Genomic DNA, 26361 nt, shown 5'->3' with positions numbered 1-26361 from the left:
CGAGGCTCGCCCGCGACAACATCGATCCATTCTCCAGACAAGGCGAAGGGCTCGCACCTCAGGATGAGACCGTTTACGCTACGGTCCTCATCCTGAGGTGCGAGCCCTCATAGATCATTGCAGGCCAGGGCTACGTCAGTAGGCGAGCCTCGAAGAACGCGCCCACAATGCCTCAGCGCGGCAGAACGCTAGAGCCCATCAGGTCGACATCGATCGACTGCGCCGCCTGACGGCCTTCGCGGATCGCCCAGACCACCAGCGACTGGCCGCGGCGTACGTCGCCGGCAACATAGAGCTTGTCGACAGTAGTCTTGTAGTCGCGGTCGTTGGCCGCGACGTTGGTCGAGCGACGGCTGTCGGTCGTGATTTCGAGCTTGCCCTCGAGCTCCTTGACCATGCCGTCGGCGAGCGGGCCGGCAAAGCCGATGGCGATGAAGGCGAGATCGGCGCGGATGACGAATTCGGTACCCGGAATAGGCTTGCGCTTGTCGTCGACTTCGCAGCACTTCACACCGGTCAGCTGGCCTTCCTCGCCGATGAACTCCAGCGTCGCAACCTGGAATTCGCGCTGTGCGCCTTCGGCCTGCGAGGACGAGGTGCGCATCTTGGTCGCCCAGTAGGGCCACACGGCGAGCTTGTTTTCACGTTCCGGCGGCTGCGGGCGGATGTCGAGCTGGGTGACGCGAACGGCACCCTGGCGGAATGCGGTGCCGACGCAGTCGGACGCGGTGTCGCCACCGCCGACGACCACGACATGCAGGCCACCGGCAACGATCGGTTCCGACTGCCAGGCCACCGACTGGATGTCTTCGCCGCCGACGCGCTTGTTCTGCTGGACCAGATAAGGCATCGCGTCATGCACGCCCTGAAGGTCGTCGCCGGGAATGCCGGCTGGGCGCGGCGTCTCGGAGCCGCCGCAATAGAGAACGGCATCGTGTTCGGCCAGAAGCTCGGTGACCGGCTTGTCGACGCCGACATTGACGCCGCAATGGAAAGTCACGCCCTCGCCCGTCATCTGCTCGATGCGGCGGTCGATATAGTGCTTTTCCATCTTGAAGTCGGGAATGCCGAAGCGCAGCAGGCCGCCGGGACGGCTCTCGCGCTCATAGACGTGCACGTCATGACCTGCCCGGCCGAGCTGCTGGGCCGCCGCCATGCCGGCAGGACCGGAGCCGATGACGGCAACCTTCTTGCCGGTCTTCTTCTCCGGCGGATAAGGCCTGATGTAGCCGGTCTCGTAGGCCTTGTCGGCGATCGCCTGCTCGACGGTCTTGATGGCGACCGGAATGTCCTCGAGGTTCAGCGTGCAGGCTTCCTCGCAAGGTGCGGGGCAGATGCGGCCGGTGAATTCGGGGAAGTTGTTGGTCGAATGCAGGTTGCGGATCGCATTGTCCCAATCGCCATTGTAGACGAGGTCGTTCCAGTCCGGAATCTGGTTGTGCACCGGACAGCCGGTCGGGCCGTGGCAGAACGGGATACCGCAATCCATGCAGCGCGCGGCCTGCTTTTCGACTTCCTTGTTGGACATCGGCAGCGTGAATTCGCGGAAATGCCGGATGCGGTCGGAAGCTGGCTGGTACTTGTGCACCTGCCTGTCGATTTCAAGAAAACCTGTAACCTTGCCCATCGTAACTCTCGTCGGTCATGCCCAGCAACTCGGCGCGGGCGTAGAATTCCACCACTTCAAATGAAGCATGCGATGGCGTGCGCCCGGTTCGGGCGCCGCCGGAAGAACGGTCGCGGCTACTCCGCCGCGACGCCCATCCTCATGCGCTCCATCTCGATCAACGCGCGGCGGTACTCCACCGGCATGACCTTGCGGAATTTGGGTCGGTAGCTCGCCCAGTCGTCCAGGATCTGCTTGGCACGGGTCGAACCGGTGTAGTGCATGTGGTTCGAGATCAACTGAACCAGGCGCTCCTCGTCGTGGCGGGTCATGTCGCCCGACACGTCGACGCGGCCCTTGTGGGCGATGTCGCCACCGTGATGGTGCAGCTTCTCCAGCATGTCGTCTTCTTCGGGGACCGGCTCGAGCTCGACCATCGCCATGTTGCAGCGCTCGGCGAAATCGCCTTCCTCGTCCAGCACATAAGCAACGCCGCCCGACATGCCCGCCGCGAAGTTGCGGCCCGTCTTGCCGATCACCACGACCACGCCGCCGGTCATGTACTCGCAGCCGTGGTCGCCCACGCCTTCGACGACGGTGACGGCGCCCGAGTTGCGGACGGCGAAACGCTCGCCGGCCACGCCGCGGAAGTAGCATTCGCCCTCGGTCGCACCGTAGAGCACGGTGTTGCCGACGATGATCGAGTCCTCGGCAACGATCCTGGCGTCATCCGACGGGCGGATGACGATGCGGCCGCCCGACAGGCCCTTGCCGACATAATCGTTGCCGTCGCCGACCAGCTCGAACGAGATGCCGCGTGCCAGGAAGGCACCGAAGGACTGTCCGGCGGTGCCGGTCAGCTTCACCGAAATGGTGTCCTCGCGCAGGCCCTTGTGCCTGAAGCGCTTGGCGACTTCGCCCGACAGCATCGCGCCGGTGGAACGGTCGACGTTGCGGATGGTCGCCTCGATCTTCACCGGCTGGCGGGTTTCGAGCGCAGCCTTCGCCTCGGCGATCAGCTTGCGGTCGAGAACGTCGTCGATCGGATGCTTCTGGCGTTCGGTCCAGTGCATCGCTTCGCGCGGCGCATCGGGCTTGTAGAACACCTTGGAGAAGTCGAGACCGCGCGACTTCCAGTGGTTGATCAGCTCGCGCTTTTCCAGGAGGTCGGCGTCGCCGATGATCTGGTCGAGGTGGGTGTAGCCCATTTCCGCCAGCAGCTCGCGCACCTCTTCGGCGACGTAGAAGAAGTAGTTGATGACGTGCTCGGGCGTGCCCTTGAAGCGCTTGCGCAGCACCGGGTCCTGGGTGGCGACGCCAACCGGGCAGGTGTTGAGATGGCACTTGCGCATCATGATGCAGCCTGCCGCGATCAACGGCGCGGTCGAGAAGCCGAACTCGTCGGCGCCCAGAAGCGCGCCGATGACGACGTCGCGGCCGGTCCTCAAGCCGCCGTCCACCTGGAGCGCGACACGCGAACGCAGGCCGTTCAGCACCAGCGTCTGGTGCGTCTCGGCAAGGCCCATTTCCCAAGGACTGCCGGCATGCTTGAGCGAGGTCAGCGGCGAAGCGCCGGTGCCACCGTCATAGCCCGAGATCGTGATGTGGTCGGCGCGTGCCTTGGCGACACCCGCCGCGACCGTGCCGACGCCCACTTCAGACACCAGCTTGACCGACACGTCGGCAGCCGGGTTGACGTTCTTCAGGTCGTAGATCAGCTGCGCCAGATCTTCGATCGAGTAGATGTCATGGTGCGGAGGCGGCGAAATCAGGCCCACCCCTTGCGTCGAATGCCGGGTCTTGGCAATCGTCGCGTCGACCTTGTGGCCGGGCAGCTGACCGCCCTCGCCTGGCTTGGCACCCTGCGCCACCTTGATCTGCATCATGTCGGAGTTGACGAGATACTCCGTCGTCACGCCAAAGCGGCCGGAAGCCACCTGCTTGATCGCCGAACGCTCGGGGTTCACCCCGCCGCCGGGCAGCGGCAGGTAGCGATCAGGCTCCTCGCCGCCCTCGCCGGTGTTCGACTTGCCGCCGATCCGGTTCATCGCAACTGCAAGCGTGGTGTGTGCCTCGCGGCTGATCGAACCGAATGACATCGCACCCGTCGAGAAGCGCTTGACGATCTCGGCGGCGGGCATGACGTCGTCGAGCGCGACCTTCTTGCGGCCATTCTCGCCAGCCAGCTTGATGTGGAACAGGCCACGGATGCTCTGGGCACGCGCAGTTTCGCTGTCGATCTGGGCCGAGAACTCCTTGAAGGTCGACCACGAACCCGAACGCACCGCGTGCTGCAGCGAGGCCACGGCATCCGGCGTCCACATATGGGCTTCGCCGCGCATGCGGTACATGTATTCGCCGCCGACTTCGAGTGCGTTGCGCAGCACCGGGTCTTCGCCGAACGCCGACTCGTGACGGCTGACGGTTTCGGTCGCCACCTCGTCCAGCCCGACGCCCTCGATGTTGGTCGCGGTACCGGTGAAGTACTTTTCGACGAAGTCGGTCTTCAGGCCGATGGCGTCGAAGATCTGGGCGCCGCAATAGGACTGGTAGGTCGAGATGCCCATCTTGGACATCACCTTGAGGATGCCCTTGCCGATCGACTTGATGTAGCGCGTGACGACCTCGGAGGCATCGACTTCTTCCGGCAGCTCGCCACGCTTGTGCATGTCGAGCAGCGTGTCGAAGGCGAGATAGGGGTTGATCGCCTCCGCGCCGTAGCCGGCGAGGCAGCAGAAGTGATGCACTTCGCGCGGTTCGCCCGATTCGACGACGAGACCGACCGAGGTGCGCAGGCCCTTGCGGACCAGATGATGGTGCACGGCGGCCGTCGCCAGGAGCGAAGGAATGGCGATGCGGTCCGGCCCAAGCTGTCGGTCGGACAGGATGATGATGTTGTAGCGACCCGCAACCGCAGCCTCGGCGCGTTCGCACAGACGCTCGATTGCACCTTGCATGCCGGCAGCGCCTTCTGACGCCGCATAGGTGACGTCGATCGTCTTGGTGTCGAAGCTTTCCTCAGTGTGGCCGATGGAACGGATCTTCTCCAGGTCGGCATTGGTGAGGATCGGCTGGCGCACTTCCAGGCGCTTGCGGCGCGACGTGCCGACCAGATCGAGGATGTTCGGGCGCGGGCCGATGAACGACACCAGGCTCATCACCAGCTCTTCGCGGATCGGGTCGATCGGCGGGTTGGTGACCTGGGCGAAGTTCTGCTTGAAGTAGGTGTAGAGCAGCTTCGACTTGTCCGACATCGCCGAGATCGGCGTATCGGTGCCCATCGAGCCGACGGCTTCCTGGCCGGTCGTCGCCATCGGCGACATCAAGAGCTTGGTGTCTTCCTGGGTGTAGCCGAAGGCCTGCTGGCGATCGAGCAGCGAGACGTCCTTGCGCAGCGCGCGCGGCTCGACCGGCTTCAGCTCCTCGAGGATCAGCTGGGTATTGGACAGCCACTTCTTGTAGGGGTGCTTGGTCGCGATCTCGGACTTGATCTCCTCGTCCGAGATGATGCGGCCCTTGACCAGGTCGATCAGCAGCATCTTGCCCGGCTGCAGGCGCCACTTCTTGATGATGCTCTTTTCGTCGACAGGCAGAACACCTGCCTCGGACGCCAGGATGACCCGGTCATCGTCTGTGACCATGTAGCGGGCTGGACGCAGGCCGTTGCGGTCGAGTGTGGCACCGATCTGGCGACCGTCGGTAAAGCAAACCGCAGCCGGACCGTCCCACGGCTCCATCAGGGCCGCGTGATACTCGTAGAACGCCTTGCGTTCGCTATCCATCAGCTTGTTGCCGGCCCAGGCCTCCGGGATAAGCATCATCATGGCATGCGCCAGCGTGTAGCCGCCCTGGAACAGGAACTCGAGCGCATTGTCGAAGCACGCCGTATCCGACTGGCCCTCATAGGAGATCGGCCAGAGCTTGGAGATGTTGTTGCCGAACAGCTCGCTGTCGACCGAAGCCTGGCGCGCCGCCATCCAGTTGTTGTTGCCACGCACCGTGTTGATTTCGCCGTTGTGAGCGACCATGCGGTAGGGGTGCGCCAGCTTCCACGACGGGAAGGTGTTGGTCGAGAAACGCTGGTGGACGAGGATCAGCGCCGTCTCGAAGCGCGGATCGGAAAGGTCCTTGTAATAAGCGCCAACCTGGAAGGCCAGGAACATGCCCTTGTAGACGATGGTCCGCGCCGACAGCGACACGCAATAGGCCCCGATGTCCTTGTTGTTGTGCTCGGCATAGATGCGACCGGAGATCACCTTGCGCAGCAGGTAGAGGCGGGCCTCGTATTCCTCATCGTCATCGATCTCGGGCGTACGCCCGATGAACACCTGGCAATGGAACGGCTCGGAAGCAGCGATATCTGGCGCCTTCGACAGCGAGGAGTTGTCGACCGGCACGTCGCGGAAGCCTATCAGCGGCAGGCCTTCCGACTGCGCCGACTCGCGGATGATGTCCATGACATGTTCGCGCGTCGCAGCGTCCTGCGGCATGAACCAGTGGCCGACGCCATACTGGCCGGGAGCCGGCAGCTCGATGCCCTGCTTGGCCATCTCCTCGCGGAAGAACCCGTCGGGAATCTGCACCAGGACACCCGCGCCATCGCCCATCAACGGGTCGGCGCCGACGGCGCCGCGATGCGTCAGGTTTTCGAGCATGAACAGCCCGTCCTTGACGATCTGGTGCGACTTTATGCCCTTCATCTGGGCAATGAAGCCGACACCGCAGGCATCATGTTCGTTGCGCGGATCATACAGGCCATGCGGAGCAAAGCCGGTGGGGGTTCGGAGATGATCGGTTTTATTGTTGGCCGCTTTCGTCTGCGCGGCCGGTGCAAAATCCGTCGTCACAGATGGCGTCAACTCCGTCATCGTCCTGTCTCCATTCCCGCCCGATCCGGGCAATTTGCTTTGGGACGGCAATATGCCGATCCATTCACCTTCAGATATGCTCGATATGCAGCGGCGCAGTGCCGTTCGCCGGCACTAAACCGCAGTCGGGACAGACGTGAACGGATTGCTCCGGCCTCAGCCCCTGACCCTAGCTCGCGGCGGAAGCCGGACGCGGCGTCATCATACGCCAAATCCGGTTCGCTTTGGGCAGATAAATAAGACAGCACTGCTGTCCTAAATTTTGTATGACAGAATTCTTGAATACGCACAAGACCGATTCACGAATTTTCCGCCTCCGCGAAGACCGAAAATTACGCCGGACCATCATTCGGCGCAATTTTTGAACAAGCGGTCAAAACAGCCCTCTCCCTGTCTCGATCGTTTTCCAGAGCCGGCACTTGCCGAAGATCGACAAATCCGGTCTAGCTCGCGCCTATCCTGCCACGCAGCCTCCCGCAGCCATATTACGGACGGACGAAATGTTCTTCGCATCAGACAATTGGGCCGGCGCTCACCCCAAGGTCGCAGAGCGTTTGCACGCCAATGCCGGGGGCTTCAGCCGCGCCTATGGCGACGGCGAGCTCGACAAGGCGGTCTATGCAAAGTTCTCCGAAATTTTCGAGCGCGAGGTGGCTGTATTCTTCGTCGCCACCGGCACGGCGGCGAATTCGCTGTCGCTCGCAGCTTACGGCAAGCCGGGCGGAATTTCCTTCGCCCACCGTGAGGCGCATATCCTCGAGGATGAATGCGGCGCGCCGGAGTATTTTTCCCATGGTTCGCGGCTCCACCCGGTCGATGGCCCGCTCGGGCGCATGAACATCGGTAATCTCGAGCGTGCGGTCGGTCGCTATGCCTCGGAGAATGTGCATGGCGGACGCCCGGCGGCGATCTCCATCACCCAGGCGACCGAGGTCGGCACAATCTATGGTCTCGACGATATTGCCTCCGTCTCCGCCGTCGCCCGCAAGCATGCCCTGCCGCTGCACATGGATGGCGCCCGCTTCGCCAATGCGCTTGTGTCGCTCGACGTCTCCCCGGCCGAGATGACATGGAAGCGTGGCGTCGACATCGTCTCCTTCGGCGGCACCAAGAACGGCTGCTGGTGCGCCGAGGCGATCGTCATGTTCGATCTCGACCGCGCCAAGGAAATGGCCTTCCTGCGCAAGCGTTCGGCCCAGCTTTTCTCCAAGGCGCGTTTTATCTCGGCGCAGTTCGCAGCCTATTTCGATGGCGGCCTTTGGCTCGAGACCGCACGTCACGCCAATGCGATGTCATCCAGGCTGGCGCAGGCAATCGAAAGCGCGTCCGTCGCACGCCTCGGTTGGCGGCCCGAAGCCAACGAGGTCTTTGCCATCATCAGGAAGGACGTTGCGCAGAAAGCCCAGGCGGCCGGCGCTGCCTTCTACGCATGGCCGACCCCGACATCGCTCGCCGGCCAGATCAGCGACGACGAGGCACTCTATCGCTTCGTCACTTCGTTTGCGACGACATCAGACGACGTCGGCCGGTTCAGTGAGTTGCTGCGTTAGATCACGTTTCCCGACACCCTGACAACAAAAAGGCGGCGCTGGTGGCGCCGCCTTCGCTGCTTGGGAGGAGCAGTCTTAGTTCACCGTGTTGGCCTCGATCTGCTTGGCCTGTGCCGGAGCAGCCGAGATCTCGATCTTGCGAGGCTTGTGTTCTTCGGGAATGTTGCGCTTGAGATCGATGTGAAGCAGGCCGTTCTTGAGGTTCGCGCCTACGACCTCCACATGGTCGGCAAGCTGGAATCGGCGCTCGAAGGCGCGCGAGGCGATGCCGCGATAGAGCAATTCCGAACCTTCGCCGGCGCTTTCATTGCCGCGCTCGCCCTTGACCGTCAGTACATTGCGATGGGCTTCGATCGAAATCTCGGTTTCCGAGAAGCCAGCGACCGCCATGCTGATGCGGTAGGCGTCTTCGCCGGTACGCTCGATGTTGTAGGGCGGATAGGTGGTGCCGCCGTCAGGCTGGCCAAGGCCATCAAGCATGTTGAACAGGCGGTCGAAGCCGACGGTCGAGCGGTGGAGCGACGAAAAATCAACGTGACGCATGGGTGTTCTCCAGTGAGCAACAAGGTTTGCGTATGACCTTTGCCGAAACCCATTCTGGCGTCCCGGCGGTGATCAGCGGCCCCGATATTGGGCGCCGCAGGAGACATTTGGGGGGCGCCCAAAGCCATTTCAAGACATCTTCACCACAGGTTTTTTGATGACCGCCAGGATGAACCGAAGATGAACCGACCCTTCGGTATCCGTTCAGGTGGCCCAGGCTAGAGTGCACCCAAGTTAACGAACAGGCGGCACCACAGAATGCCGCCGACGAAGCCGAACCGGGTTGCAACGTCCCTTCCTCCCGGAACGACAGAGGCCGAAGGCAACCCGCAAGCTGCCTTCGGCCTCATTCGATTCCCATTCGCGATTCCCATTGGCGATTCCGCTTCGCACGGATTTCCTTTGATTTTCTCGATGCGGCTTTCTATCACCGTGGCATCGCCAGATCCCACTGTAGCGAGTGCCAAGCCGAGCGCTGATGACGGACGTGTTCCACGAAATCCCCGGCAATCCAGTACCCGAACGGGCAACCGTCGGCAGCTTCAGCGCGCATGATGGCAAACAGCTGCGTTATGGACTGTTTCCCGCGACCTCGCACCCGTTCAAGGGCACGGTGATTCTGCTGCCGGGGCGCAACGAGTGCATCGAGAAGTATTTCGAGACCATTCGCGACCTGTCGGTGCGCGGCCATGCCGTTGCCACCTTCGACTGGCGCGGCCAGGGCGCTTCCGAGCGGCTGCTGCGCGACCGTCATCGCGGCCACGTCAAGACCTTCGACCACTACGTCAAGGATCTCGAGGCCTTCTTTGAGCAGATCGTACTGCCCGACTGCCGCGGCCCATTTTTCATCCTCGCCCATTCGAGCGGGGCGCTGATCGCGCTGCTTGCCGCCCCCGCGATGATCAATCGCGTCCAGCGCATGGTGCTGGTAGCGCCTTTCATGTCGGTTGTCGGCGCTCCGTTTTCGATGAAGGCGATCCGGCGCATCACGACGCTCATGTACTGGCTCGGCCTCGGCGGGCTATATGCCGCCTGGGGACCGCGGCCGCGCCAAGGCACGCCCTTCGCCGTCAACAAGCTGACCAGCGACGAACGCCGCTACCGCCGCAATATCCTGCTCTACGAGACCTATCCCGAACTGTCCGTCGGCGGGCCGACGATCGCCTGGCTGCGGGCGGCAGCAGCGGCATCGGAAGCCGTGCGCGAGCCCGCCTTCATGGCCTCGCTCAAGGTGCCCATGCTTGTTGTCACCGCCGGCGCCGACGAGGTGGTGTCGACGCGCGACGTCGAGCAATATGTCCACCAGTGCCGTGTCGCCTCGCTTCTGACCATCGACGGCGCCCGCCACGAGATTCTGCAGGAAGTGGATATCTACCGCGAGCAGCTGCTCGCGGCGTTCAGCGCCTTCGTGCCGGGAACGCCTGCGACGGTCGAATAGGCTCAGCCCATCAGCACCTTCAACGCCGCGGCATGCAGCTCGGGTGTTGCTGCCGCGATGATGTCGCCGCCATTTTCCGCCGGGCCGCCTTCGAAAGTCGTGACGATGCCGCCAGCCTGCTCGATGATGGGGATCAGCGCCACAATGTCGTAGGGCTTGAGCCCCGGATCAACGACGATGTCGACCTGGCCTGCAGCAACCATGGCGAAGGCATAACAATCTGTACCATAGCGCGCGAGCTGGACCTGGGTTTCCAGATGGTCGTAGCGTTTGCGCATCTCGCCCTTGAACAGGCTCGGCGTGGTGGTGAACATGGTTGCATTGGCCAGCGATGTGGTCTTGCGGACTGCAAGCTTGCGCGGCCCGCCCGGCCCCTGGTAATGCGAGCCCTTGCCATCTGCATAGAACAGCTCGCCGGTGAAAGGCTGCGACATCAGGCCGGCGACAGCATCGCCATCGACGGTCAGCCCAACCAGCGTGCCCCATACCGGCAGGCCGGAAATGAAGGCGCGTGTACCGTCGATCGGATCGATCACCCAGACATGGCTGTTGCCGAGGTTTTCGCTGCCATGCTCCTCGCCGAGGATGCCATGATCGGGGAATTCGGCGTTGATCAGCGCCCGGATGGCGCGCTCGGCCTCCTGGTCGGCCTCGGTGACCGGGTCAAAACCACCGGCCAGCTTGTTTTCCACCGCCTCGAGACGGCGAAACCGCGGCAGCGTCTCGGCTGCCGCGGCACTCGCGATCCGTCGCATGAACTCGGCATCGACCATCATTCACCCCATCTCCAACTGTGGCGTGGATGACACGCCACGACCCCGCTCGGCAATAACCACATCACCGTGAATTAAAAAGCCCAAAGGCGCCTTGACTTTTGTGCAGCGCACAATAATCTCGACTTCGGACAGTTCTCCTGTCCATGCCCTCCTTGGGCGTTTCCTCCCTAGACTTCGACCGCTCTCCGGAGCGGTCTTTTTTTAGCCGCCGCCTGTCGCTGCTACTCCGCGGCCAATGGCAGGTCCAGGAAATGATAGTCCGGCATCGCCATCAGATCGGCGGAAAACCGGGCCAGATCGTCGGCAAGCGCATGAAAGCCCGCCGATTTCTTGAACGTCCGTTCGTCCATGTACAGTCCGCGATTGATCTCGATCTGCAGCGCGTGAAGCTTCCGCGCCGGGCGACCGTAATGCTCGGTGATGAAGCCGCCGGCATAGGGTTTGTTGTGCGCCACAGCATAACCCATGGCCGCCAACAGCCCGATCGCCCGCTCCGACAGAGCAGCTGCGGCAGAAGTTCCGAAGCGGTCGCCGACGATGAAATCGGGCCGCGCGCCATTGTCGCCGAGGCGGACAGACGCCGGCATCGAATGGCAGTCGACCAGCACGGCATAACCAAACCGGGCATGGGTCCGTGTCACCAGCCGTTTCAGCGTCTCGTGATAGGGCTTGTAGACGCATTCGATCCGCCCGATCGCTTCGGCGAGCGGCAGCCGGCCGGAATAGATGTCGAGCCCCTCGCCCACCAGCTTCGGCACCGTGCCGAGCCCTCCAGCGACGCGCGCCGAGCGGACATTGGCGAAGGGCGGCACCGGCTCGGCAAACATCCTGGGATCGAGCTCCCACGGCTCGCGGTTCACGTCGAGATAGGCACGCGGGAAGTGTGCAGTCAGCATCGGCGCGCCAAGTGCAACCGCCGCGCCGAACAACTCGTCGACGTAACAGTCTTCCGAGCGCCTGATGGCCATGGCGTCGAGCCTGGACATGGCCAGGAACCGGTCGGGATAACAGCGTCCGCTATGCGGTGAACTGAACACGAACGGCACACGCTGCTCGGCACTCGTCCGGACTTCGAACGGCGGCAGCTCCGAGAAATCTTCAGCTGGCGTCATCTTTGCTGATGGACCTGCGAAATGCACTCACTCATCCATCGAAAGTGCCACCTGCCGCTGTCGGTGTCCAGCAGTTCGAACTGTGGAAAGTCGGCCCTTATCGTGCCTTTGCGTCACTCTGCTGACAGGGCATTCACTTGATGTTTACCGTCCAGGACTCATATACAAGATGGTTAACGAAGCCCCTGCTGGGGGGCGGCTTCGACCGCTGATTCGGACGGGAAACTGATGGCACGCATTCTTCTGGCAGAAGACGACGACGATATGCGTCGCTTCCTGGTCAAGGCGCTGGAACGCGCCGGTTACCAGGTAAGCGACTTCGACAATGGCGCAAGCGCTTACGAGCGGCTGCGCGAGGAACCCTTTTCGCTGCTTCTGACCGACATCGTCATGCCGGAGATGGACGGCATCGAACTGGCGCGCCGCGCAACCGAGATCGACCCCGATCTCAAGGTGATGTTCATCACCGGCTTTGCGGCAGTCGCGCTGAACCCTGATTCGAAGGCTCCGCGCGACGCAAAAGTGCTGTCGAAGCCCTTCCATCTGCGCGACCTCGTCAACGAGGTCGAGAAGATGCTCCACGCCGCATAGGCGTTTCCCCAGCGTCGCCACGGGAATTGGTGGCGCTGCCAAAGGAATTGATGATCCGGCGCATTTTTCCGCCAAACACGCTATTGACGCGCCGGATCAAAAATGGTGTATCCGCCCCCATCGGATGGGCGTGTAGCTCAGCGGGAGAGCACTGCATTGACATTGCAGGGGTCACAGGTTCAATCCCTGTCACGCCCACCATCCGAACTCCCTGATATCGCAAGATAAAATCCTTTGGCGACGTTGTGTCGATGGCCAAGACCAACGCTCATCTGCGCTAGGCGGCACCAAGGATTTGCCGGCAAGACCAGCCGGGAAACAACAGACTCCCCTACCTGTAGATCATCGCCATGTTGATGACGTCGAAATACCGGCCGTCGACAAATACGGCGTCGCGGGATGCGCCTTCCCTCAGGAACCCCACCCTTTCATAAAGGGCAATCGCTCGAGCATTATCCGCGGGCACAACAAACTCAATCCGAACAAAACCAAGTTCGCGAGCCTGTTTGAGGGCGGCAGTGATCAGTTGAAGACCCAAGCCTCGTTCGCGGTACGGCCGAATGATTCCCATCCCCAAACTTCCACGGTGGGCGTGGGTTGGGAAAAAATGCCGCCGTATGTCGCACCAGCCAACTCCTCGTCCACCACCGCCACGAACTGCGGATTTCCTTCCTCGGCCATGCTCAGCACAAACTGGCCAAACTCCTCCAAAGGTGGGGCCTCTAGAAAGGTGAGATACTTCCGCTCACGAGAGACAGAATCGAGCGCTCGGTGAAAACCATCGATGTCTTCAGGCGTAACTGCTCTGACAACGGCTCCAGCGGACTTGCTCATTGCGTTTCGCCTCCCAACAGATGACCAGGAGGAGGGTGAGTTGCCTGATTGACGCAACTGCCTGGCAAACGGCTCATCCACTGGGGAACTGGCTACGCCGCGCGATAGTCCGGCGCGCTCTTGAGGTAGCCGGCATAGGCATCGGCGTTCGGCGGCGCGAAATTCTCGGCCAAGGCATTGCGCCGCCGTTTCGTTGCGCCGATGTCGGCCAGAAGTTCGTCGAAATGCTTGAAGTGATAAGGCGCGACGCAGAGCCCGCCATAAACGCCGGCCGCAGGCCGTTCGTCGCGTTTCCAGCGCAGCATCATCTCGATATTGTCGGTCATCTCCTGGTGCGTCGGCTGCCGCCCCAGCTTGCCGTCGGCGTAGCGCACCAGCCAGTTGGCGGCGAGTTCGGCACTCAGCACCGTGCAGAATGACGAGTTGAAGCCGACGAAGCCCATGTCGGGCAGATCGGGGTTGGCAATCACCCGGTAGAGCCGGTACTGCCCGTCCGGCTCGACAAGCTTGCGTCGGTATTCCTCCGGCAGAAACGGCACGCCGGATTTCCAGCCGACCGCCAGAATGGCCATATCGGCCTTGACCCGCTCGCCGCCTGACAGGATCACCGTGTCCTTCTCGTAGGCAGCAATGGTGCCCTGGATCGCCTTTATGCGGCCGTCGGCGACCATGTCGAAGAAACCGGGCGTAACGATCGGCACCGAGCAATTGATGCTGGTCTCGATCGGTACCTTTGGCCTCAGGCCGGTCTTCTTCAGCTTGAGCTGGAGCGAAAGCAGGCTTTCCAGCCCGCGCCAGTTGGCCCAGACGAACGGTTTGGCGACCGCATGCGCCAGCCGCGCCAGCAGCGGCTGGTTCCAGCTTGGGAACATCACCTCCTGGGCGCGGACATAGAGGATGCGCTTGAAGTTGATCAGACCGCCGATGAAGTAGGGAATGCGCCAGACCGGCTCGAGATAGACGATGGTGACGGCGGCAGCGCCCGAATTGATCGCGTTGACCGCGATGTCGGTCGCCGACTTGGAGAAGCCGAGCACCACGACACGCCTGCCCCGCACCGTCGCCGGGTCGGTGTATTCCGACGAATGCAACACCTGGCCACCGGCAGCGACGAACTCGTCCTGGCCTGGATGCACGAGTTCGCGTTTCTCGCTGAAATTTCCGGTGCAGACGGCGACGAAATCAAAATCCTCAGTGGTCGTCGTGCCGTCGCCGAACTCCAGCTCGACAGTCCAGCCTTTGGCGCCATTGCGCCGCTGCATGGAAACAACCTTGGTGCAATAGCGGATCAGCGGCACGAGCCCGTTTTGTTCGGCATAGCTCTTGAGATAGGCCTGGACCTGCGTGCCTTTCGGCCATTCCGGATAATTCTCCGGCATCGGCATCGAAGTGTAGCGATAGAGATCCTTCGGGCTTTGCGTCTGCACATCGGGATAGGATCGCGATGGTTCCCAGACACCGCCCAGATCGTTGCCACGCTCGACGATCTCGACGTCATGACCGCGTTGCCTGAAGGCGTGTGCTGCCGCAAGCCCGCTCACGCCGGCGCCAATGACGCAGACTTTCTTCTTCTCGACCATGTCGTTGTTCCTTGTTCGCCAGGATTCCGGTTCATCAGGACATGTGCCTGCCGTCGCACGCGATGCTTGTCGCGTGCGTCAGGCAGATGCCCTGGTTGGGATCTGGCAGCCTTAGTCGTTGGCTTCGGGCGGCAGGAAGTTGACTTCGTGCTGGGCCGAGACCTTTACCACCTCGGCCGGGTCGGCGAGATTGTCGAGCCGGTTGAACAGCTCTTCCAGCATGCCTGCCGGCGACACCCAGAACAGGGCCTTGGTCGGCTTGTCCGACTTGTTGAAGTAGCCATGCGGAATGCCTCGGGGCATGCGCACCAGGTCGCCCGCCTTGGCCTTGACCCATTCACCGTCAAGCTTGAGGTCCAGTTCGCCTTCCTGCACCAGGATGAACTCTTCCTGGTTCGGATGGATGTGCACCGGCACGAACTGGCCCGGTTCGCTGTTGGTCTCGAAGGCGAAGGTGGCGTCGCACACCGCCTTCGGGAAGTAGACCTGACCAAGGATGTTCCAGGTCTTGCCGGCATAGCCGGTGCCCTGGCGCGTGATGCCCTTGGCGAGTTCATTGCTCATGTGATGCTCCCTTTGCTTTCGAAGGGCCTGCCCGAGGCGACCCTTTCATTTGTTCCACGCAGATATTGCTGCGGGTATCCCCAAAGCACTAGCCGGAATGCGCGATGACTATCCAGAAAGCGCAAAAATGCTGCCGGCGCGACCTACTGCCGCTCATTTTCATTGGCAGCTGGAGGATCGGTGCTAGTCTGCCAGAATGCTGATGGAAGAGGCGTCCGTCCTTAGGGTACCGCTTTCAGACCATGTCTTGTTTCAGTCGAACGATCTCGACTGCGCCAGGGAGCGGGTCGCCCAGAAGTTTTGCAATCACCGACTGGACATCATCGGTGAACGGAAAGCTTTTCGCGTCACGCATAATCATGCGCCCGGCGAGATGATCTCGTTGAACTACATCAGCTATGGCGCCGATGTGCTGATCGATCCGGGCGAACTCGGCGACTTCTACCTGATCCAGATGCCGATCTCCGGTGCAGCCACCGTCCGCAACGGCACACGCGAGTTTCTGACCGACCGCAGCGTCGCCTCCGTCCTCAACGCCGACCTGGCGACAAGGATGAAATGGTGGCAGGGCTGCGCCCAGTTGCTCGTCCAGGTGCGAAAGGCGCCGCTGCATGCCTTTGCCATGCGCGTGCTCGACCGCGACATATCGGGTCCGCTGATCTTCGATCCTCTGATCGATTTTTCCCGACCCGAGATGCAGGCATGGCGGCGCCTTGCCAACTCGCTGTTCCATGCTGCCGACGCAAAGACCCCGCTGCACGGCCCGGGCCTGCACAACGTGCTGCATGAGCAGCACCTGCTCGAACTGTTTCTGCGCAACCAGCCCAACAATATGAGCCTGTTCTTCAATGAGCACAGGCCGGGTGCGGCCCCTCGCCACCTGAAGCGGGCAGAAGAATTCATCCGCGCCAATGTCGCGGCACCCATCGGTCTGCATGAGATCGCCGAAGCCGCCGGCGTCGCCCCCAGGACACTGCAACTGGCCTATCGCAACGCCTTCGGCATCTCGCCCATCCGCGCGCTGACACGCGAGCGCATGCGCCGTGCCCGTTTCGACCTCGTGGCGGGCGAAGCGAGCGTTACCGACGTCGCGCTGAAATGGGGCTTCACCCATTTCGGCCGCTTCGCCGCCGAGTACCGGCACGAGTTCGGCGAACTCCCACGCGAGACGAGAAAAGCCAGCGCCTTGCCGCAGTAGCTTGCAGGCGCTTGCTTGAACGCACTACCTTCCCGACGCGCCAACTTGCCGGCTAGCATTCGGCCGGTCAACGTCATCCGGCAATCTGTGGAGCCCACCGATGCCCGACCTGCCACAAATGGCGCCGCCGTTGCAGGCAATCCTGTTGTCGGAGCTATCAAGGGGAAACAGCATTCTCTCGGTCGGCGACTGGCCGCCTGACTGCCGCCTGTTCGTCATGCTGGCGCGGCCATTCAGGAAGAAATACGTCATGACGACGGATGTCGAATACGCCGTCGTCAACGACCCGCACTATTGGAAGGCCGAATATCTCTACAGGAACGGCCTCGAATGCCTTGCCTGCGGTTTCTAGCTCTGTTCTCGCCCGAAGCTGCAATTTTAGATATGTATACAATTAAGACAGCTTCCTGATGCGCTAGCCGCTCCGGAAAACCATGCAATAACTGGCTGTCAGATGCAGCCCACTGCAGTGAAAGCAAAATCCCAAATCCTTCAAATGCTTGTGCCGCCAACTGCGGCAGTCCGCGCGTCCGGGCGCAAACCAGCTGCCTTCAGTCCTGCGACGGGCGGCCACTCGTTTTCATCTATCCCTCAGAATAGCCTGATACCGTGTTGACAATAGCAAATTACATCCAATACGAATACATGATAGTATACAATTCAAAACCGGGAATTACCGGCACCCGGCGAGGCCAGCGGCTTCAGAGGATCGCATGAGAATTAAGCTCATCAATCCCAACACCACCCAGTCGATGACCGATCTCATCGGTGATGCGGCGCGGGCGGTTGCAGCACCGGCAACCGAGATCCTGGCGGTGACCTCCCGCTCCGGCGCCGCCTCGATCGAAGGTCACTACGACGAAGCGATGAGCATCATCGGCCTTGTCGACGAGATCATGGATGGGCCGGCCGCCGACGCCTACATCATTGCCTGCTTTGGCGATCCCGGCCTGCTTGCGGCGCGCGAGATCACGGGTGCGCCGGTGTTCGGCATTGCAGAAGCCGCCATGCACGCGGCAAGCTTCGTCGCCACCGGCTTTTCAGTGGTGACGACGCTCGAACGCACCCGCATCATTGCCGAACAGCTGGTCCGCAACTATGGCATGCAGCATCATTGCCGCCGCGTGCGCGCCACCGACGTTCCGGTGCTGGAGCTGGAAAAGCCGGAATCGAACGCCCGCGCGATCATCCTTGCCGAGTGCGAGAGGGCTCTATCCGAAGACCGTTCCGAAGCAATCGTGCTCGGCTGCGCCGGCATGGCTGATCTCGCGCATTATCTCGAAGAACGGCTGCAGGTGCCCGTCATCGACGGCGTCGTGGCCGGCGTCAAGTTCGCCGAGGCCATCGTCGGCATGGGCCTGAAGACGTCCAAGCGCGGCGACCTTGCCTATCCACTGCCCAAGACCTATCGCGGCAAGCTCGCCGGATATGCACCCGATACGCGTCTCGCAAGCACTGAAAAATCGAGAAAGGTCAGTTAGGCCAAGGGTTTGAACAGCGTCTTGAAGTCGACGCGCACGGGGTGGTCGGACAGGTCGATCTGAGCCTCGATATGACGGAGATGGTGGTCCATGTACTGCGCAGCTTTCTTGCCGTCCCGCCGCTTCAAGGCGTCCACGATCTCCTTGTGCTCGCTGTACGAGCACGGCACAGCACCCGGCGACTCGTACAGCGCAATGATCAGCGACGTCCGCGACACCAGCTCGTGGACGAAGTCGCGCAGCACCTCGTTTCCGGCAAGCGAGGCGAGTTCACGATGAAAATCCCCGGAGAGCTGCAGCCGCCTATGTTTGCTGTCTTGCTCGACTGCCTCCGCCTCGGCGCTCACCATGGCCGTCAGCCGATCGACATCTTCCTTGGTGATCGTCGAGGCGAGCTTTTCTGCGAGAATGCATTCCACGCCGCGCCGCGCCTCGAACACCTGTCGTGCCTCCTCGATCGAGGGCTTGGCGACGAAGGCACCCTTGTTGGGAATCAGGTCGACGAGCTTCTCGTGCGACAGCCGCTGCAGCACCTTGCGGATGATGGTGCGGCTGACGCCGAAGGCAGTCGCCAGCGCATCTTCCTGCAGCGGCGTCGCCGGACGGATCTGGTGATTGATGATCGCCGCGTAGATTTCGCCGTGAATGTGCTCGTCGGTTGGTCCACCGCGCTTCCTGGTCTTGCCGATCTGGCTCGGCGAAACGGCGGTCTTCGAAGCGCGGGGCTCGCGTAGCATGTCACGATCCTGGTGAATTGGGCATAGGGAGGACTTGGTATGTATTCTATCCTCTGCCGTTCCCGCTTGGAACATGCCTTTTCCCTTGGCACAACCCTTGAACGGACGGCGGTGTTCCAATGACTGGACTGGCCTTTGAGCCGAGACCGGCGGCGCAAACTGGAGCCGTTCTTGATGTACACAATCTGCGCATCGAGTTTCCACTGCGCCACCGCTCGCTTGTCGCGGTCGACGACGTCTCCTTCAGCATCGGCCAGGGCGAAATCCTCGGCGTCGTCGGCGAATCCGGCGCCGGCAAGTCGTTGACCGGAAGCGCCCTGATCGGGCTTTTGCAGCCGCCCGGACGGATTGCCGGCGGCACCGTCCATCTCTCCGGTCAGCGCATCGACGACCTGCCGCAGGCCGAACAGCGCAAGCTGCGCGGCCGCCATATCGGCGCGATCTTCCAGGATCCGCTGACCAGCCTCGACCCACTCTTCACCGTCGGGCGCCAGCTGACCGAAACCATCCGGGCGCATCATCCAGGCAATGCCCAGACGGCACGCGCCAAGGCGCTGCAATTGCTGCGCGAGGTCGGCATCGCCGATCCGGAGAACCGCTTCAGCCAATATCCGCACCAGTTTTCGGGCGGCATGCGCCAGCGCATCGTCATAGCGCTGGCACTTGCCGGCGAGCCCGAGCTGATCATCGCCGATGAGCCGACCACAGCCCTCGACGTCTCGGTCCAGGCCCAGATCATTGGCTTGTTGAAACGGCTTGCGGCGACACGCGGAACGGCGATCATGCTCGTCACCCACGACATGGGTGTCATTGCCGAGACCGCCGACCGGGTGGCGGTGATGTATGCCGGCCGTGTCGTCGAGATCGGGCCGGTCGACGAGGTCATCCATCGGCCGCGCCATCCCTACACGGCGGGCCTGATGGCCTCGATCCCCTCGCTCAACCGCAAGGCCGACCGCCTTGCCCAGATCGATGGCTCGATGCCGCGCCTCGGCAACTGGCCCGATGGCTGCGCCTTCAATCCGCGCTGCCCCAAGGCCGGAGACCGCTGCCGCAGCGAACTTCCGAGGCTCGCCGAAGCAGGCGGCACATCCGCCGCCTGTTTCATTCACCAGGGTGGCACCACGCTCTGACGACAGGACGGCCGCCCCCGAAAGGCGCTGCCGCGGTCTGACCATGGCCGTCGATTTCGATAGCGTCGCCCGTTGCGAGCGGCGCTGGCTTCGCCACGCCCATGCCGCTGCCGTGCCGCTCAAATTTCAGGCATAATTTGTATACAATTGATGCCATTTTACGCATACAACACTGTAGACGAAGCGTATTCGATGTGAAATCATCCCTCCTGTCGGCTCCCAACAGGCTGGGCTCCAAGTGACAAGTGCTCGAGATCAGAACGGATCGAAATGGGCATTCCCCGAACCTCGGGGGATGAGAGGATCGCAGTTTCGTTCCTGCCACGCCGGCCACGCAGCCCTGTTGAACCAGCTCTCGAACCCGATGGATGCGGCGGCTTTCGGCACGCTCGACGCCCTGGCCATCGGCATGCCGACGCCCGAACGAGACAACGGAAGTCCAACAATCAAGAACTGTGTGGGAACAGCCTATGAACCGTTATCTGAAACTACTTCTCCTCGCCTCGTGCGCCGGCCTCGCCGTCAGCACGGCTGAAGCCAAGACGCTGCGGTTCGCTGAATCGCAGGAAATCAGTTCGATGGACCCTCACGCGGCGCGCGAGGACTTCACGCTCAGCCTGATCGGCAACGTCTATGAAGGCCTTGTCCGCTGGAACAAGGAACTCAAGATCGAGCCGGCGTTGGCAGAAAGCTGGGAAACGCTGTCCGACACAAAATGGCGCTTCCACCTGCGCAAGGGCGTGGAGTTCCACAACGGCAACCCGTTCACCGCCGACGACGTAATCTTCTCCTATGAACGCGCCGGCTCGCCGGGCTCGCCCTTCGCTGGCCTGCTCGAGCCGATCGCCGAGATCGCCAAGGTCGACGACCACACCATCGACATCACGCTCAAACGTAAATACGCGCTGCTGCTCAATGATTTCGCCGGATGGTACATCCTCGACAAGGAGTTCCAGGAATCGATCGGCGCCCAAAAGCCGCTCGATCTGTCGACCAACACCGGCGGCGCGATGATCACGCAAGGCGTCGGCACCGGACCGTTCAAGGTCGCAAGCCGCGAGCCCGATGTGAAAACCGTGTTCGCCGCCAACGAGAAATGGTGGGACAAGCGCGAGCACAATATCGACGAGATCGTCTACACGCCGATCGCCAACAACGCGACGCGCGTCGCGGCCCTGCTCTCCGGCGAAGTCGACTTCATTCGCAACGCACCGCCGCAGGACGTCGCGCGCATCGAGGCGACATCAGGCATGCAGATCATGCGCGCCCCGCATCTGCGCAACATCTTCTACGGCATGGACCAGCAGTCGAAGACCTTGCCCGGGCTCGATTCCAACCCGCTCGCCGACGTCCGCGTGCGCAAGGCGATCTACCAGGCCATCGACATCGACGGTATCAAGCGCTCGATCATGCGCGACAACAGCCGCCCGTCGGCAATCATGATGGCGCCGCAGTTGCCGTTCTACGACGCCAGCCTCGACGTCCGCTTCCCCTTTGATATCGAGGCGTCCAAGGCGCTGCTCAAGGAAGCGGGCTACGCCGACGGCTTCACCTTGCCGATGGATTGCCCGGCCGGTTCGTTCATCAATGACGAGCAGATCTGCCAGGCAACGGTCGGCATGCTGGCCAAGGTCGGCATCAAGGCGCAGCTGACGATGCACCCCCCTGTGCAGTTCGACACCGAGCTGCCCGCGGGCAAATACTCCTTCTACATGCTCGGCTGGGCCGGCCTGCCGACGCTGGACGCCTACAACATCATCTCGGCGACCTTCCACACGCCAACCGGCGACCTCGGCGCCTGGAACCCCAAGGGCTATTCCAACGCCCGCGTCGATGAACTGACCCCGCAGATCGGCACTGAATACGACACCGAGAAGCGCCAGGAGATGATCTCCGAGGTGATGAAGCTGCATCGCGACGAGGTCGGCAAGATCATGCTGCACCAGCAGTTCCTGACCTGGGGCATGAGCGACAAGGTCCACGCCATCGTACCGGCCGACGAATACACGCGGTTCTGGTACTACACGATGGACTGACGATTGACCGGAGGCTGGGCGCGTGCGCGCCCGGCCTCTTCTCCATTTCAGAGGCTGAGATGATTTCCTTGCTCGCCACGCGACTGACCAGCGTCATCCTCGTGATGCTGGTGGTGTCGGCGCTTTCGTTCTCGATCTTCAACTTCCTCGGCGACCCGGTGAACAATATCCTCGGCGTCAACGCCACGCTTGCCCAGCGCGAGGAATTGCGGGTCGCGCTCGGTCTCGACCAGTCGACATTCGTCCAATTCTGGCGCTTCGTCGAACGCGCCGTGGTCGGCGATTTCGGCGTCTCCTACCGCAACCGCCAGCCGGTGGTCGACCTGATACTTGCGCGCCTGCCAGCGACGCTGGAGCTGGTCCTGTGCGCCACCGTCATTGCCCTTGCCGTGGGCATCCCGATGGGTGTCTACACCGCACTCAAGCCGCGCGGCCTGTTGAGCCGCAGCCTTCAGTTCGGCTCGCTGCTCGGCATCTCGATGCCGCAGTTCCTGATCGGCATGCTGCTGATCCTGGTCTTTTCGGTCGAACTGCGCTGGCTCTCGGCCTTCGGCCGTGGCGAGGTCGTCAAGCTCGGATGGTGGACGACGGGCATGCTCACCACATCGGGTCTCAAGGCGCTGATCATGCCGACCATCACGCTTGCCGTGTTCCAGGTGTCGATGATCATGCGCCTGGTGCGCGGCGAGATGCTTGAGGTGGTACGCACCGATTTCGTCAAGTTCGCCCGTGCCCGCGGCCTGTCTGACCGCGCCGTCTATCTGACGCACGCACTGCGTAACAGCCTGCTGCCTGTCATCACCATCACCGGGCTGCAGATCGGCTCGCTGATCGCCTTCGCCATCGTCGTCGAGGCGGTGTTCCAGTGGCCGGGCATGGGCATGCTGATCCTGCAGGCCATCGAATTCGCCGACTTCCCCGTCATGGCGGCCTATCTCGCCTTCGTCGGTTTCAGCTTCGTCACGATCAACCTGATCGTCGACCTGATCTATCTCGCCGTTGATCCAAGGTTGCGCGCAAAATGAGCCAGCTCGTCCTCAGACTGAAAGCCTTCGGCAACAGCGAACTGGCCTGGCGCTTCAGGAACTCGCCGCCGGTCATCTTCGCCGCTGTCGTGCTCATCGTGCTGGTGTTCTGCGCCGCCGCCGCAAGCCTGATCGCCCCACACAATCCGTTTGATCCGGCCACCCTCAACATCATGGACGCCCGCTTGCCGCCGGCATGGATCGAAGGCGGCTCCTCGACCTATCTGCTGGGTACCGACGAGCAGGGTCGCGACATCCTCTCCACCATCTTCTACGGCATGCGCGTGTCGATCCTTGTCGGCATCGCCGCCGTCGCCTTCTCGATGACCATCGGCGTCGCACTCGGCCTGATCGCCGGTTATCTCGGCGGCTGGGTCGACACCGTCATCATGCGGCTCGGCGACATCCAGCTCAGCTTCCCCACCATCATGATCGCCTTCTTCATCGATGGCGTCGCCAAGATCGTCATGCCGATCGGCATGCGCGAGGAGATGCGCTTCTATGTCGTCATCCTGGCGATCGGCGTCGCCGACTGGGTGCAGTTCGCCCGCACCGTGCGCGCCGCCACCATGATCGAGCGCCGCAAGGACTATGTCGCGGCTGCCCGCATCAGCGAGGTCAGCGGTGTCCGCATCCTGCTCGCCCACATCCTGCCCAACACCATTGGCCCGGTGCTGGTGCTGGCCACACTGGGTCTCGGCGTCGCAATCCTCACCGAGGCGATCCTGTCCTTCCTCGGCCTCGGCATGCCACCGTCGCAGCCCTCGCTCGGAACCTTGATCCGCGCCGGCAACGACCTGCTGCTGTCAGGCGAATGGTGGATCTCGCTGTTCCCCGGCGCCGCACTCGTGTTGCTGGTGCTGGCCGTCAACATCGTCGGCGACTGGCTTCGCGACGTCCTCAATCCTCGCCTTCGCTAAGACCACGGAACAGCAATCATGACCGACCTTCTGCTCACCAATGTCCGCCCCGATGCCGGGACAACGGGCAACATCCTGATCGAGAACGGCCGCATCGCGGCGATTGGCAGCAATGTGACGGGCCCTGACGGCATCACGGTCGTCGACGGCAAGGGCGCGATCGCCATCGCCCCTTTCGTCGAGGCTCATGTCCATCTCGACAAGATCCTGTGGGGCCTGCCCTGGCACAGCATCAACGTGCCGGACTCGCTCCGCGCCATGATCGACAACGAGGTCGAGATCCGCCGCAGCCTGCCCTGGTCTGTCGCTGAGCGTGCCGGCAATCTGATGCGCCAATGCGTCGCCAACGGCTCGACCCATATCCGCAGCCATGTCGACATCTCGCCCGAATACAAGCTCGACAATCTGCATGGCGTACTCGCGGCCTGGGAAAAGACCAAGCACGCCGTCGACCTCGAAATCGTCGCCTTCCCGCAGCTCGGCATGCTTATCGAGCCGGGCACGGCAGAGCTTATGGAAGCAGCCCTTGACGAAGGCGCCTCTGTTATCGGCGGCATCGACCCGGCCAGCGTCGATGGCGACGCAAAGGGCCATCTCGACACCATTTTCGGCATCGCCCACCGCAAGCAGGCCAAGATCGACATTCACCTGCATGAGCGCGGTGAGCTCGGCCTCTACGAGCTCGGCCTGATCGCCGAACGCGCCAAGGCGCTGGGCATGCAGGACAAGGTCATCGTCAGCCATGCCTTCTGCCTCGGCACCGCATCGCGCGACGAGCTTGCCCGCATGATGGACCTGCTCGCCGAGGCCGGCATCGGCATCATCTCGGCGGTGCCCGGCGACATCCCCTTCCCGCCGATGTTCGAGCTTGCCGACTATGGCGTGCGTTGTGCTGTCGCTTCGGATTCGCTGCGCGACACCTGGAACCCGCATGGCAATGGCGACATGCTGGAGCGCTGCTGGCTCTTGTCCTGGCGCAGCAACTGCCGCACCGACGCCGAGCTGACGGCCGCTCTCGACATGGGTACGAAGCGCGGCGCCGACCTGCTCGATCTCGCCGGCCATGGGCTGGATGTCGGCTGCGACGGCAGCCTCGTGCTGATCGAGGGCGAAAACCTGGCCCAGATCGTCGTCGACCGGCCCAAGCGCGCGCTGGTGGTCAAGCGCGGCCGTATCGTCGCCCGCGACGGCAGCTGGATCGATGGTGGCGGCGCATGAACGCAATCGTCACCGAACAGCCCTTGCTCAAGGTCGCCAATCTCGGCCGCACCTTCGACGTCTCCGCACCCTTCCTGCAACGGCTGGTGACACGCGCGCCACGCCGCAGCGTCAAGGCCGTCGACGGTGTCAGCTTCGCCATCCGCCCAGGCACGACCTTCTCGCTGGTCGGCGAATCCGGCTGCGGCAAGTCGACAGTCGCACGCCTCGTCGCCGGATTGGAAAAGCCAACTGCGGGCGCTGTCGAGATCCGCAAGCCGGGCGGCGAGCGCGTCCGCCTGCAGATGGTGTTCCAGGACCCCGTCGGCAGCCTCAACCCGCGCTGGCGCATCGGCCAGAGCATCGCCGAGCCCATGGCGCAAAAACATGGCCGCACTGAGCGCCGCAAGCGCATTGGCGAGCTGCTGGTCACTGTCGGTCTGGCGCCCAGTGACGCCGACAAATATCCGCACGAATTCTCCGGCGGCCAGCGCCAACGCATCTCGATTGCCCGCGCGCTTGCCGCCGAAGCCGAATTGCTCTTGCTCGACGAGCCGACATCCGCGCTCGACGTGTCGGTGCAGGCGCAGGTGCTCAACCTGCTCAAGGATCTGCAGCAGAAGCTGGGCCTGACTTACCTGTTCATCAGCCACAATCTGTCGGTCGTGCGTTTCCTCACCGATCGCATCGGCGTCATGTATCTCGGCCGCCTGGTCGAGGAGGGACCAGGTGAGGTTATCCTCGAGAACCCGCAGCACCCCTACACCAGGCTGCTGCTCGAAACCGTGCCCGACCTGGAAGCACCAAAGCGCGACCGTGCTCCTTTGGGCGGCGACATTCCGAGCCCGCTCAACCCGCCGAGCGGCTGCACCTTCCACCCGCGCTGCCCGCTGGCGATGGACATCTGTAAGAAGGAACGGCCGGAACTGAAACACTCCGCCGCCGGCGCCAACGTCGCCTGCCATGCGGCGGACTGACGGCCAATGGCACGTCAAGGAATTCAACTAGGAAACCCGCGTCATCATGCTTGAAGATGGTACGAGCTATACCATCCCCGCCAAAGTCGCCATTCCGCCGGAGGTCAAAGCCGGGGCAAGGTCTCGGTGCAGACCGACAAGAACGACAACACCAAGATCACCGGCGTTCTCATGAACCCGTAACCAAGACAGTTG

At 62.5% G+C, this 26361-nt stretch carries 20 protein-coding genes, 1 tRNA gene and 2 pseudogenes; 14 read left to right on the top strand and 9 right to left on the bottom strand.

Going from position 1 to position 26361, the window contains the following annotated elements; all coding sequences use genetic code 11:
- Positions 1-172 precede the first annotated feature (172 nt).
- Both DY201_RS09030 and gltB read right to left on the bottom strand, forming a co-directional pair.
- The gene (locus DY201_RS09030) at positions 173-1627 is read right to left on the bottom strand and encodes a glutamate synthase subunit beta (protein ID WP_115730905.1); all 1455 of its coding nucleotides are present in this window, start codon (positions 1625-1627) and stop codon (positions 173-175) included.
- 116 nt (positions 1628-1743) lie between these two features.
- Positions 1744-6474, bottom strand: coding sequence for a glutamate synthase large subunit (gltB, locus tag DY201_RS09025; protein WP_115730904.1), 4731 nt, complete (start codon positions 6472-6474; stop codon positions 1744-1746).
- Positions 6475-6974: 500 nt separating this feature from the next.
- Between gltB and DY201_RS09020 the strand changes: the two genes are divergently transcribed.
- Complete coding sequence (locus tag DY201_RS09020; RefSeq protein ID WP_115730903.1) at positions 6975-8024, top strand: threonine aldolase family protein; 1050 nt, start codon at positions 6975-6977, stop codon at positions 8022-8024.
- 75 nt (positions 8025-8099) lie between these two features.
- On the opposite strand, the gene DY201_RS09015 is transcribed toward DY201_RS09020, so the two are convergent.
- Positions 8100-8567: an Hsp20 family protein gene (locus DY201_RS09015; protein WP_115730902.1), complete on the bottom strand. Its 468-nt coding sequence runs from the start codon at positions 8565-8567 to the stop codon at positions 8100-8102.
- A 478-nt stretch (positions 8568-9045) separates the two neighbouring features.
- On the opposite strand from DY201_RS09015, the gene DY201_RS09010 reads away from it, so the two are divergent.
- A complete protein-coding gene (locus tag DY201_RS09010; protein ID WP_115730901.1) occupies positions 9046-10005 on the top strand; it encodes an alpha/beta fold hydrolase in 960 nt (319 codons plus the stop codon).
- A gap of 2 nt (positions 10006-10007) precedes the next feature.
- Here the strand turns inward: DY201_RS09010 and hisN are convergent, their stop codons facing one another.
- A complete protein-coding gene (gene hisN, locus DY201_RS09005; protein WP_115730900.1) occupies positions 10008-10781 on the bottom strand; it encodes a histidinol-phosphatase in 774 nt (257 codons plus the stop codon).
- Positions 10782-11002: 221 nt separating this feature from the next.
- Entirely contained in the window at positions 11003-11893 is an 891-nt protein-coding gene (locus tag DY201_RS09000; protein WP_115730899.1) for an N-formylglutamate amidohydrolase, read from the bottom strand.
- Positions 11894-12121: 228 nt separating this feature from the next.
- On the opposite strand from DY201_RS09000, the gene cpdR reads away from it, so the two are divergent.
- Together cpdR and DY201_RS08990 are read left to right on the top strand one after the other, a co-directional pair.
- The gene (cpdR, locus tag DY201_RS08995) at positions 12122-12484 is read left to right on the top strand and encodes a cell cycle two-component system response regulator CpdR (RefSeq protein ID WP_018429348.1); all 363 of its coding nucleotides are present in this window, start codon (positions 12122-12124) and stop codon (positions 12482-12484) included.
- A gap of 126 nt (positions 12485-12610) precedes the next feature.
- Positions 12611-12685, top strand: a tRNA-Val gene (locus DY201_RS08990).
- Between the two features lie 130 nt (positions 12686-12815).
- Here the strand turns inward: DY201_RS08990 and DY201_RS08985 are convergent.
- The 3 genes and pseudogenes from DY201_RS08985 to DY201_RS08975 all read right to left on the bottom strand — a co-directional run bounded on the left by DY201_RS08985 (position 12816) and on the right by DY201_RS08975 (position 15462).
- Positions 12816-13318: pseudogene (locus tag DY201_RS08985) on the bottom strand (GNAT family N-acetyltransferase).
- 92 nt (positions 13319-13410) lie between these two features.
- Positions 13411-14898 (bottom strand): flavin-containing monooxygenase, encoded by a 1488-nt coding sequence (locus DY201_RS08980; RefSeq protein WP_115730898.1) that lies wholly within the window; start codon positions 14896-14898, stop codon positions 13411-13413.
- A gap of 111 nt (positions 14899-15009) precedes the next feature.
- Entirely contained in the window at positions 15010-15462 is a 453-nt protein-coding gene (locus tag DY201_RS08975; protein WP_067958320.1) for a cupin domain-containing protein, read from the bottom strand.
- Positions 15463-15658: 196 nt separating this feature from the next.
- Here DY201_RS08975 and DY201_RS08970 point away from each other — a divergent pair, with 196 nt between their 5' ends.
- The 3 genes from DY201_RS08970 (at position 15659) to DY201_RS08960 (ending at position 18141) form a co-directional block, all read left to right on the top strand.
- Entirely contained in the window at positions 15659-16660 is a 1002-nt protein-coding gene (locus DY201_RS08970) for an AraC family transcriptional regulator (RefSeq protein ID WP_342635176.1), read from the top strand.
- A 100-nt stretch (positions 16661-16760) separates the two neighbouring features.
- The gene (locus tag DY201_RS08965) at positions 16761-17012 is read left to right on the top strand and encodes a hypothetical protein (RefSeq protein ID WP_131922236.1); all 252 of its coding nucleotides are present in this window, start codon (positions 16761-16763) and stop codon (positions 17010-17012) included.
- A gap of 361 nt (positions 17013-17373) precedes the next feature.
- Complete coding sequence (locus DY201_RS08960; protein ID WP_115730895.1) at positions 17374-18141, top strand: aspartate/glutamate racemase family protein; 768 nt, start codon at positions 17374-17376, stop codon at positions 18139-18141.
- Here DY201_RS08960 and DY201_RS08955 read toward each other — a convergent pair.
- Positions 18138-18878: a GntR family transcriptional regulator gene (locus DY201_RS08955; protein ID WP_165915824.1), complete on the bottom strand. Its 741-nt coding sequence runs from the start codon at positions 18876-18878 to the stop codon at positions 18138-18140. The two genes, DY201_RS08960 and DY201_RS08955, sit on opposite strands and share 4 nt — an antisense overlap.
- A 119-nt stretch (positions 18879-18997) precedes the next feature.
- On the opposite strand from DY201_RS08955, the gene DY201_RS08950 reads away from it, so the two are divergent.
- From DY201_RS08950 to DY201_RS29825, 7 genes and pseudogenes are all read left to right on the top strand, one after another.
- Entirely contained in the window at positions 18998-20011 is a 1014-nt protein-coding gene (locus DY201_RS08950; RefSeq protein WP_115730893.1) for an ABC transporter ATP-binding protein, read from the top strand.
- Positions 20012-20481: 470 nt separating this feature from the next.
- Positions 20482-22047 carry an ABC transporter substrate-binding protein gene (locus tag DY201_RS08945; RefSeq protein ID WP_165915823.1) on the top strand — a complete coding sequence of 522 codons (1566 nt, stop codon included), beginning with the start codon at positions 20482-20484 and terminating at the stop codon, positions 22045-22047.
- 59 nt (positions 22048-22106) lie between these two features.
- Positions 22107-23072 carry an ABC transporter permease gene (locus tag DY201_RS08940; RefSeq protein ID WP_115730891.1) on the top strand — a complete coding sequence of 322 codons (966 nt, stop codon included), beginning with the start codon at positions 22107-22109 and terminating at the stop codon, positions 23070-23072.
- A complete protein-coding gene (locus tag DY201_RS08935) occupies positions 23069-23992 on the top strand; it encodes an ABC transporter permease (protein WP_115730890.1) in 924 nt (307 codons plus the stop codon). Before DY201_RS08940 ends, DY201_RS08935 begins: the two co-directional genes overlap by 4 nt.
- Before the next feature lie 18 nt (positions 23993-24010).
- Positions 24011-25210 (top strand): amidohydrolase family protein, encoded by a 1200-nt coding sequence (locus DY201_RS08930; RefSeq protein ID WP_115730889.1) that lies wholly within the window; start codon positions 24011-24013, stop codon positions 25208-25210.
- A 106-nt stretch (positions 25211-25316) separates the two neighbouring features.
- A pseudogene (locus DY201_RS29830) lies at positions 25317-25692 on the top strand (ATP-binding cassette domain-containing protein); the annotation flags it as partial.
- A gap of 192 nt (positions 25693-25884) precedes the next feature.
- A complete protein-coding gene (locus tag DY201_RS29825) occupies positions 25885-26166 on the top strand; it encodes an oligopeptide/dipeptide ABC transporter ATP-binding protein (RefSeq protein WP_425358756.1) in 282 nt (93 codons plus the stop codon).
- Positions 26167-26361 lie beyond the last annotated feature (195 nt).

Source organism: Aminobacter aminovorans (assembly GCF_900445235.1).
GTDB classification, from domain to species: Bacteria; Pseudomonadota; Alphaproteobacteria; order Rhizobiales; family Rhizobiaceae; genus Aminobacter; species Aminobacter aminovorans.
This window is presented reverse-complemented; position numbering and strand designations above follow the sequence as displayed.

What these genes read in the sequence shown, in the direction of transcription:
- DY201_RS09030 (WP_115730905.1), bottom strand. Translation starts at nt 1,627, where the DNA reads ATGGGCAAGGTTACAGGTTTTCTTGAAATCGACAGGCAGGTGCACAAG.
- gltB (WP_115730904.1), bottom strand. Translation starts at nt 6,474, where the DNA reads ATGACGGAGTTGACGCCATCTGTGACGACGGATTTTGCACCGGCCGCG.
- DY201_RS09020 (WP_115730903.1), top strand. Translation starts at nt 6,975, where the DNA reads ATGTTCTTCGCATCAGACAATTGGGCCGGCGCTCACCCCAAGGTCGCA.
- DY201_RS09015 (WP_115730902.1), bottom strand. Translation starts at nt 8,567, where the DNA reads ATGCGTCACGTTGATTTTTCGTCGCTCCACCGCTCGACCGTCGGCTTC.
- DY201_RS09010 (WP_115730901.1), top strand. Translation starts at nt 9,046, where the DNA reads ATGACGGACGTGTTCCACGAAATCCCCGGCAATCCAGTACCCGAACGG.
- hisN (WP_115730900.1), bottom strand. Translation starts at nt 10,781, where the DNA reads ATGATGGTCGATGCCGAGTTCATGCGACGGATCGCGAGTGCCGCGGCA.
- DY201_RS09000 (WP_115730899.1), bottom strand. Translation starts at nt 11,893, where the DNA reads ATGACGCCAGCTGAAGATTTCTCGGAGCTGCCGCCGTTCGAAGTCCGG.
- cpdR (WP_018429348.1), top strand. Translation starts at nt 12,122, where the DNA reads ATGGCACGCATTCTTCTGGCAGAAGACGACGACGATATGCGTCGCTTC.
- DY201_RS08980 (WP_115730898.1), bottom strand. Translation starts at nt 14,898, where the DNA reads ATGGTCGAGAAGAAGAAAGTCTGCGTCATTGGCGCCGGCGTGAGCGGG.
- DY201_RS08975 (WP_067958320.1), bottom strand. Translation starts at nt 15,462, where the DNA reads ATGAGCAATGAACTCGCCAAGGGCATCACGCGCCAGGGCACCGGCTAT.
- DY201_RS08970 (WP_342635176.1), top strand. Translation starts at nt 15,659, where the DNA reads ATGCTGATGGAAGAGGCGTCCGTCCTTAGGGTACCGCTTTCAGACCAT.
- DY201_RS08965 (WP_131922236.1), top strand. Translation starts at nt 16,761, where the DNA reads ATGCCCGACCTGCCACAAATGGCGCCGCCGTTGCAGGCAATCCTGTTG.
- DY201_RS08960 (WP_115730895.1), top strand. Translation starts at nt 17,374, where the DNA reads ATGAGAATTAAGCTCATCAATCCCAACACCACCCAGTCGATGACCGAT.
- DY201_RS08955 (WP_165915824.1), bottom strand. Translation starts at nt 18,878, where the DNA reads ATGCTACGCGAGCCCCGCGCTTCGAAGACCGCCGTTTCGCCGAGCCAG.
- DY201_RS08950 (WP_115730893.1), top strand. Translation starts at nt 18,998, where the DNA reads ATGACTGGACTGGCCTTTGAGCCGAGACCGGCGGCGCAAACTGGAGCC.
- DY201_RS08945 (WP_165915823.1), top strand. Translation starts at nt 20,482, where the DNA reads ATGAACCGTTATCTGAAACTACTTCTCCTCGCCTCGTGCGCCGGCCTC.
- DY201_RS08940 (WP_115730891.1), top strand. Translation starts at nt 22,107, where the DNA reads ATGATTTCCTTGCTCGCCACGCGACTGACCAGCGTCATCCTCGTGATG.
- DY201_RS08935 (WP_115730890.1), top strand. Translation starts at nt 23,069, where the DNA reads ATGAGCCAGCTCGTCCTCAGACTGAAAGCCTTCGGCAACAGCGAACTG.
- DY201_RS08930 (WP_115730889.1), top strand. Translation starts at nt 24,011, where the DNA reads ATGACCGACCTTCTGCTCACCAATGTCCGCCCCGATGCCGGGACAACG.
- DY201_RS29825 (WP_425358756.1), top strand. Translation starts at nt 25,885, where the DNA reads ATGTATCTCGGCCGCCTGGTCGAGGAGGGACCAGGTGAGGTTATCCTC.